Origin of the sequence: Pseudomonas sp. KK4 (genome assembly GCF_001984065.1) — a bacterium.
In the GTDB taxonomy this organism is placed as follows: Bacteria; Pseudomonadota; Gammaproteobacteria; order Pseudomonadales; family Pseudomonadaceae; genus Aquipseudomonas.
The window spans coordinates 23629-29628 of sequence record NZ_LYVP01000066.1 but is presented as its reverse complement, the minus strand read 5'-3'; the positions used below and the strand labels follow the sequence as shown (position 1 = coordinate 29628).

Sequence of the window (6000 nt, the reverse complement as noted above, 5' to 3'; positions counted from 1 at the left end):
CGACAGTTGCGGCCATTCTTCATCCCAACTTTCACCGCCGGTGGTGCCGTAGAGATGGCTGTCGGCATCCGGGTTGATCTCGATCTCGCCACCGTCGCCCTTGACCACGATCGCCGTATCGCCCAGCAAGCCGCTGGCATCGCGATGCACCGCCTGATACCCAGGGTGGAAAATGCTTTGCAGGCCGCAGCGGGCACCCAGCGGATTGAGGATCCGCGCCAGGGAATGAATCGGTGAACGCAAGCCCAGGGTGTTACGCAGGTCGATCATGCGCTGCAACTGTGGCGCCCAGTCCACCAGCGGCATAAAGGCCAGGCCGCCGTTATCCAGCGCCGAGCCCACCTGCTGCCAGTTACGGCACAACGGGATCTGCAACGCATCCAGCAACTGCTCGCTGTACAGCCGACCCGCCGTGTGCGCGCCGCCGCCATGCATGAAAATCCGCACGCCGTTCTGCGCCAGGCACTTGGCCGCCAGCAGGTACCACGGCAGGTGGCGCTTTTTGCCGGCATAGGTCGGCCAATCCAGGTCGACACGCAATGCCGGTGCCTGCAAACGCTCACGCAAGGCCTCGGTGAAGCCGGCCATTTCCTCGGCGCTTTCTTCCTTGTGCCGCAGCAGCATGAGGAATGCGCCGAGCTGGGTCTGCTCGACCTGTTCGTCGAGAACCATGCCCATGGCGGCGCGGGCTTCTTCACGGGTCAGGTCACGGGCGCCGCGCTTGCCTTTGCCGAGGATGCGCACGAACTGGGCGAATGGGTGTTCGGCAGGCGTTTCGAGGGTCAGCGCTGGGTAGTCGGTCATAGGCAATTCGTCGGTTTGGGCAGGCCCGCCAGTTTGGCGGCGAGTTTGGCGGGGGTGCCTTTGAATAATCGGTTCAGGTGCAGGCTGTTGCCCTTGTCCGGGCCAAGCTTCAATGCGGTGTACTTGATCAACGGTCGGGTGGCCGGCGACAACTGGAATTCGGTGTAGAAGCTGCGCAGCAGTTCGAGGATTTCCCAGTGCTCGGGGCCGAGCTCGATGTCCTCGGCGGCCGCCAGGGCTGTGGCGACGTCAATGGACCAGTCGCTCAGGTCGACCAGGAAACCGTCCTTGTCCAGCTCGATGGCTCGCGCGCCAACCGTCATGCAATTCATAGCCAACTGTTGACCTTGTGATGGTGGATCGACAATTCGACGAACGCCGGGTAATCGATGGCCTCGGCCCATTGCGGAACACCGATGGCACGGGCCTGGGCGTCTTCGGCCAGCACGTAGAGTTTCAGGCCGCGCGCCATGAGCGTGGTGAACGGCACGGTGCCCGGTTGCAAAGCGTAGGCCGCGTCACCGGACAGCAGCAGCGCATCATCGGCGCCGATCAGCCGCAGGCAACTGGTCAGGCGATCGTCGCCGAAAGGGGAATGAGACAACACATGCAGAGTCGACATCAGAGGGTGATCACCTGGTCGTAACGGTCAATGAGGGCGGTGATTTGCGCAGCGGCCAATACCCGGGCTTCTTCCAGCGCCAGGGCGCTCGGGTCCAGGCCACGCTGCGCCGCGCTGTCGGCGCAGACGAACAGTTCCTCGACACCAAACATCGGCAGGGCCTGCAAGTTGGCGCTCAGGTCTTTCTGTTGCAACGCCTTGGCGTCCTGCTTCGGTGCGAGTTGGAACACGCCGTCATCGAGAAACAGCAGGCCGATCGGCAGGTCGAACGCGCCGCCGGCCAGCACGATGTCCAGGGCTTCACGGGCACTGGTGCCGGACCAGGGGGCCTGGCGGCTGATGATCAACAGGGATTTGGCCATCTCACGCGCCTCCGAAGCAGATCAGGCGGTCGGCATCCTGCACCGCGTCATGCAATTGACCAAGACCGGACAATTCCCAGGGCGTGTCGACGGCCACGGCGCCGCGCTGATAACGGCGCGCTTCTTCCTCGTTCAATACGCCACGGCGCAGGGCCGCGGCGATGCAGACCACGCCGTCCAGTTGATGATCGCTGACAAAGGCGCGCCACTGCTTGGGCACGTCCAGTTCATCCTGGGGCGTGACCACGCTGGCGGATGCGTTGTAGACGCCGTCTTGGTAGAAAAACAACCGGACGATCTCATGCCCGCCGGCAAGCACGGCCTGGGCGAACAGCAAGGCGCGGCGCGAGGAGGGCGCATGGGCGGCGCAAAACACGGCAATGGCGAACTTCATGACGGACTCGATCAGCGAAACTGCGGCCATGATAAAGCTTTATCGACGGGGCGGCTAAATCGATGTTGTCCGTTGGGCCGCCTTCGCGAGCAAGCCCGCTCCCACAGGTAGTGCGGTGAAATCGAGAACGTCGACATAACACCAAGCCCTGTGGGAGCGGGCTTGCTCGCGAAGACGGCCTGACAGGCAACAAAGCAATCAACGAGGCATATACCCCAACTGCCACCGCCGCGGAATCCTCAGCGACAGCAACCCCAGCACCCCGGCCAGCAACCCACTGGCAAACAGGGCCTTGAGCCCCAAGTGATGTTCCAGCACCGCACCCAGCACCGCGCCGGCGAACATGCCGGCCCAGGGGATCAGTTGCACTCGCCAGCCGTTGCGCCGTTCGCCGAGCATCCAACGCCCCAGCCCGCGGCCGAAACGCGACAAGGCACCGGTGACATAGGTCAGGCCGACCGGCAACCCGTTCACCTCTTCAACGGCGGCATTGAGCATGCCCATGGCAATAATCGCCGCCAGCAGCGCCGGCAGCTGCGACGCATAGGGCCAGGCCGCAGCGGCGCACAGCAGGGCGGCGATGCACAGCAGCAACGGCAGCGCCCGGCGCCCGCCCAGTCGACTGACGACAATCCCCAGCGCATTGCCGACGATGAACGTGACCACCAGCAGCACCAGGCGCAGGGTCAACCCCAGATCGCCGGCGCTGATGGCGACGGCCATGCGGGTGGTGTTGCCGCTCATGAATGACACGAAATCGCCGCTGGCCATGAAGCCGATGGCGTCAGTCATGCCCGCCAGCACCGAGAGCAGCGCCACCAGGATCAGCCCAATGCGCCCGCGCCATTTTTGCGTGTGCAGGTGACCGGGGCTGGCACGGGTGCTGGAAGGTGAGGGGAGCATTGGGTCAGGCGTCCTTGAAGGTGAAGTTACGGAGTGAGTCCATACAAATCACAGTATTCCAGCCAGTCCATACCCGCCATCTCGGCCACTTCCCGGTGCACGTCCATGCGCTGAGCCTGGTATTGCTCGGGCGACGCAACGGTCAGTTGCAGGGTCAGCTCCCAGGCAAACAACCCAAGGCGCTCGGCCTCGGCTTCGAAGGCTTCATGCAAACGCTCGTCGCGAAACTGAGCGAGGGTCTCGCCCTTGGCCTGGGCCAGCAGCGGGTTGAGATTGTCGAGTTCGATGCGCAACTCGGGGCGTTCATCGAGAAATCTGTTCAGAGCCTGTTCGTGTTGCAGCTCGGATGCCGCCATGGTCACTCCTTTGAATGGATTACGAAGACTGCTTCTTGCTGGCCTTGGCCGCTGCCGCCAGACACTCGAGCGCAAATTGCTCGGTGTAGGTCATCTGGATCGGCGTGGTTTCGCCCTTGACCGTGCGTTCGCCGTCGAGAATGTAGCGAATGCGCTTGTCGGTGACGCCCAGGCGCTTGGCGATCCAGGAGGGCGTCTGGCCGATCTGGCTGATCAGCTTGTCGGCGTATTCGGTGCTCGGTTTGTAGAACTCGGCGTTGGGTGTCATGAGACTTCCTGGATAAATGTGCGGCGATATTGGCGCGACAGGGTGCGCGAATCGTCGCGCGATGTCGCGGTATAAATGCAGTAAAGCAGAACGAAACGCCGTGCCACGGTGATACAGTCCGCTTTTTCCCGATGAGCGATTGCAATGCGAATTCTGATGGTGGCGCTGGCCGTGACAATGCTGGCCGGTTGCGCAAGCTCGGTGATGAGCGACGCCCGCAGCAAACCCCCGTACAAGACCCTCAACTCCGACAAGCCGGCCAAAGACGTGGCCCAGTGCGTGCAGTTTTCCTGGCAGGACGAAGCGGTGTTCGGTGTCGATGCCAGTGGGTATCTGCAATCTGGGGAGAAGGGCGTCACGACCGTGTACACCCGTTCGGCGGAGTCCTTCGTGGACGTGACCACCGACGCCTCGGGCACCGTGCTGAGCTACTACGCGCAACGGGACGACTTCGTCGCCAAACGCCGACTGGCGGCACTGGCGACCTGTCTGTAACGAACGCCCCCCACCCTGTAGGAGCGAGCACGCTCGCGATGGACGTCAACGATAACGCGGGGAACCTGATACACCCCAGTGGATTGAAGTCCATCGCGAGCAAGCTCGCTCCTACAGGCGCTTCTGGAAGAAGAAATGCTTGTGCCCCGGTGGGTAATCGGCGATGTGCCCGATCTCGCTGTAACCGCATTTCCTGTAGAACTCCGGCGCCTGGAACTCGAAGGTATCGAGCCACAGCCCGATGCACTTTCTCTCCCGCGCCAGGTCTTCGGCCATCTGCATCAGCTTGGTGCCCATGCCTTGTCCCCGGGCCTGCTCCGGCACCGACAGCAGGTCGATGAACAGCCACTGGTAAAACAACCGGGCGTAGAGCCCGCCGAGGATCTGATCGTTGTCGTCGCGTATCAGCAAGGCAACGTGCTCGGGTATCGCGCCTTCGGCCTTGGACGCGTTGTACGCGCGCAGTGGCGTCAGAATGGCCAGGCGTTCTTCCTCCGTGGGGGTCGGTGAGAACTCGATTCGCAACGTCATGGCAATGTCCTTATGGCTGTGAACCGGCAGCCTATCGCGCTCGCCAGGTTTGTTCCACCCGCATTGGAACCGTCACCTGCGCACAGATGTCTAGCCTCAAGACGCGTCATTCCAGAACGCTGCCGATGAGGACCCTCCGTGAATATCTTTGAAGCCTTGCGCGAAAGCCACGAGCGCCAGCGTACTTACGCTAAAGCGTTGATCCAGACCAGCGGCGACACCCCGGAGCGGGTCGAGGCCTACAAACAGCTCAAGGCCGAACTCCAGGCTCATGAAACTGCCGAGGAGCGGCATTTCTACATTCCGCTGATGGAGTTCGACAACGGTGTCGACCTCAGCCGCCATGCGATCGCCGAGCACCACGAAATGGATGAAATGATGGAGGAGCTGGACGAGACCGAAATGTCCAGCCCGGCCTGGCTGGCGACCGCGAAGAAACTGTCGGAGAAGGTCCATCATCATCTTAAGGAAGAAGAGCAGAAGTTCTTCCAGATGGCCGGCAAGCTGCTTGACGACAAGCAGAAAGAAACGCTGGCGGGGCAGTACCTCAAGGAATACCAGGAGCAACTTGCCTGAGACTGTACGCAGAACCCCTGTAGGAGCGAGCATGCTCGCGATGGACGTGAACGATGACGCGGGCAGCCTGACACCCCGCGCTGCCTGGACGTTTCTTCGCGAGCAAGCTCGCTCCTACAGGGTCAGAAGCCGGGCAGGCGCGCCGTGCCGGGCCAATGCCCGCCTTCCAGCGTCAGCAATAATTCCTTGGCCTCAAGGCCCCCGGCAAACCCCGTCAATTTCCCCGACGCCCCGATTACCCGATGACAGGGCGCAATGATCGAAATCGGGTTCTTGCCATTGGCCGCACCCACGGCCCGCACGGCGCTCGGGTTGCCGATCTGCTCGGCGATCTGGCTGTAGCTGCGGGTTTCGCCGAAGGGGATGGTCAGCAGCGCCGCCCAGACCTTCTTCTGAAATTCGGTACCGGCAAACTCCAGCTCCAACTCGAAACGATCGCGGGTTCCGGCGAAATATTCCCGCAACTGCTCAGCGGTGCGCATCAGGATCGGGCTGTCCGGCGCTTCGCTCATCGGACCGAGGCGGACTCGGCCGGGCTTGTCGTTTTCCCAGAGGATGGCCGCCAGTCGCGAGCCGTTCGCCACCAGCTTCAACTCGCCGACCGGGGAGGCCAGGGTGGTCCAGGTGTAAGTCATGCCGCGGCTCGCGTGTAATTGTTGAACAAGCGTTAAGGATACTGCCTCGTCGGG

Annotated in this window: 12 protein-coding genes; 2 read left to right on the top strand and 10 right to left on the bottom strand. The window is 62.4% G+C overall.

The window, feature by feature from the left end:
• From B0W55_RS20060 to B0W55_RS20025, 8 genes are all read right to left on the bottom strand, one after another.
• On the bottom strand, window positions 1–786 hold a 786-nt coding region (locus B0W55_RS20060; RefSeq protein WP_175645528.1), incomplete at its 3' end, for a glycosyl transferase family protein.
• Window positions 787–800: 14 nt separating this feature from the next.
• The gene (locus tag B0W55_RS20055; RefSeq protein ID WP_077047656.1) at window positions 801–1136 is read right to left on the bottom strand and encodes a TusE/DsrC/DsvC family sulfur relay protein; all 336 of its coding nucleotides are present in this window, start codon (window positions 1134–1136) and stop codon (window positions 801–803) included.
• Window positions 1133–1426, bottom strand: a complete 294-nt coding sequence (gene tusB / locus B0W55_RS20050) for a sulfurtransferase complex subunit TusB (protein ID WP_077047655.1) — start codon at window positions 1424–1426, stop codon at window positions 1133–1135. The genes B0W55_RS20055 and tusB overlap by 4 nt, the downstream gene beginning before the upstream one ends.
• Window positions 1426–1788 carry a sulfurtransferase complex subunit TusC gene (tusC, locus tag B0W55_RS20045; protein WP_077047654.1) on the bottom strand — a complete coding sequence of 121 codons (363 nt, stop codon included), beginning with the start codon at window positions 1786–1788 and terminating at the stop codon, window positions 1426–1428. The genes tusB and tusC overlap by 1 nt, the downstream gene beginning before the upstream one ends.
• A 1-nt stretch (window position 1789) precedes the next feature.
• The gene (tusD, locus tag B0W55_RS20040; RefSeq protein WP_077047653.1) at window positions 1790–2182 is read right to left on the bottom strand and encodes a sulfurtransferase complex subunit TusD; all 393 of its coding nucleotides are present in this window, start codon (window positions 2180–2182) and stop codon (window positions 1790–1792) included.
• A 198-nt stretch (window positions 2183–2380) separates the two neighbouring features.
• Window positions 2381–3085, bottom strand: coding sequence for a YoaK family protein (locus tag B0W55_RS20035; protein WP_077047652.1), 705 nt, complete (start codon window positions 3083–3085; stop codon window positions 2381–2383).
• A gap of 26 nt (window positions 3086–3111) precedes the next feature.
• A complete protein-coding gene (locus B0W55_RS20030) occupies window positions 3112–3441 on the bottom strand; it encodes a DUF6388 family protein (RefSeq protein WP_077047651.1) in 330 nt (109 codons plus the stop codon).
• Between the two features lie 19 nt (window positions 3442–3460).
• On the bottom strand, window positions 3461–3709 hold the full coding sequence (locus tag B0W55_RS20025) for a hypothetical protein (protein WP_077047650.1): 249 nt from the start codon (window positions 3707–3709) through the stop codon (window positions 3461–3463).
• Window positions 3710–3853: 144 nt separating this feature from the next.
• On the opposite strand from B0W55_RS20025, the gene B0W55_RS20015 reads away from it, so the two are divergent.
• Window positions 3854–4204, top strand: a complete 351-nt coding sequence (locus B0W55_RS20015; protein ID WP_077047649.1) for a hypothetical protein — start codon at window positions 3854–3856, stop codon at window positions 4202–4204.
• A gap of 111 nt (window positions 4205–4315) precedes the next feature.
• On the opposite strand, the gene B0W55_RS20010 is transcribed toward B0W55_RS20015, so the two are convergent.
• Window positions 4316–4735: a GNAT family N-acetyltransferase gene (locus B0W55_RS20010; RefSeq protein WP_077047648.1), complete on the bottom strand. Its 420-nt coding sequence runs from the start codon at window positions 4733–4735 to the stop codon at window positions 4316–4318.
• A gap of 138 nt (window positions 4736–4873) precedes the next feature.
• On the opposite strand from B0W55_RS20010, the gene B0W55_RS20005 reads away from it, so the two are divergent.
• Entirely contained in the window at window positions 4874–5311 is a 438-nt protein-coding gene (locus tag B0W55_RS20005; protein WP_077047647.1) for a hemerythrin domain-containing protein, read from the top strand.
• A gap of 122 nt (window positions 5312–5433) precedes the next feature.
• Here B0W55_RS20005 and B0W55_RS20000 read toward each other — a convergent pair whose 3' ends face one another.
• Window positions 5434–5946: a methylated-DNA--[protein]-cysteine S-methyltransferase gene (locus tag B0W55_RS20000; RefSeq protein WP_077047646.1), complete on the bottom strand. Its 513-nt coding sequence runs from the start codon at window positions 5944–5946 to the stop codon at window positions 5434–5436.
• Window positions 5947–6000 lie beyond the last annotated feature (54 nt).